This is a genomic window from Mesonia sp. K4-1 (genome assembly GCF_008017825.1).
Lineage (GTDB): Bacteria > Bacteroidota > Bacteroidia > Flavobacteriales > Flavobacteriaceae > Mesonia.
Genome location: NZ_VRLS01000020.1, coordinates 1 through 993, shown reverse-complemented (window position 1 = coordinate 993; position 993 = coordinate 1). Strand labels below are relative to the sequence as shown.

At 31.1% G+C, this 993-nt stretch carries 2 protein-coding genes; both read left to right on the top strand.

Annotated features, from left to right (window positions below; genetic code table 11):
• Positions 1-365, top strand: a 365-nt coding sequence (locus FT986_RS15865) for a hypothetical protein (RefSeq protein ID WP_187248573.1), incomplete at its 5' end; no start/stop codon positions are given.
• Positions 365-808 (top strand): hypothetical protein, encoded by a 444-nt coding sequence (locus FT986_RS04210; protein WP_147864000.1) that lies wholly within the window; start codon positions 365-367, stop codon positions 806-808. The genes FT986_RS15865 and FT986_RS04210, both read left to right, overlap by 1 nt.
• Positions 809-993: the final 185 nt, after the last annotated feature.

Sequence of the window (993 nt, the reverse complement as noted above, 5' to 3'; positions counted from 1 at the left end):
TAGACTCTACAAATGCGTTATTATTTTCCGACAATTACTATGCTTCAGGAGGGTCTACTATTAAAACCACAGCCAAGCTTAATGTAATTAGAACTGGAGATATGAGTTGGAAAGTTAGTGGAGTTATACAGAATACATGGTCTGATGATTATGATTGGCACGTTGGTTTAGGGGTTTACATACCTAGTGAAGGCATGGTCGGCGATGAATTAGGAAATGCCCTTTCTCTATTTGGTAGGGCAAAAACTTTTAAATTAAAGTCTAGCTGGGAAACTAATATTGACTTCAATATATATGGTATATGGGGCATACTAACTTGGAATGGGTATAATAATTTAAGAGATAGCGTAACTAAAAATGACTAATGAAAAACTTTAATTTAATTCTATTCTGTGTTCTTTTTTTGTCTTGTAATAGCAGGAACGAGCCTATTGTCTCAGGATCTATTTCTATAGAGCGAGTAAGTTTATTTTTTTCTAGAGAGCATGGTAAAAGATTGATAACAAATAATTGTCAAGGACTTGAAATCGATAATCAAAGATTAAGGGATAATGTGGATGGGAATTGTCACTCATATTTGTTTGAAGGAGAGGAATATTTTAATGTTATTGATTGTGACGGTAAAAGTTATTTTGTTTCAAAAAAAACAGGAGAAATTTTTATTAATGAAAAGCACAAATGGGGATCAAAATTACCTAATAATTATTTAGGTAGGTATTATTACGATAGAGTAAGAGAAAGGTATTTTTTTGTTGAAGAAACTGAAGTTAACAAAGAAAAAGTTTATAAATATGGTGGTAATATTTAATAGGTTATAATACTTTGTTTATTTAATGAAGCGAATACTTCTTTTGATGAGAATAAATTTAGTTGACGTTACCACCAATGCTAGCCGTAATTATACCCTTAATTACGATTATGATGAGTTAGGAAATATCTTGCAAATACAGCATATTGCCCAAAATGGGAACTGGACAAGAAACTATTTTTACC

What these genes read in the sequence shown, in the direction of transcription:
- FT986_RS04210 (WP_147864000.1), top strand. Translation starts at nt 365, where the DNA reads ATGAAAAACTTTAATTTAATTCTATTCTGTGTTCTTTTTTTGTCTTGT.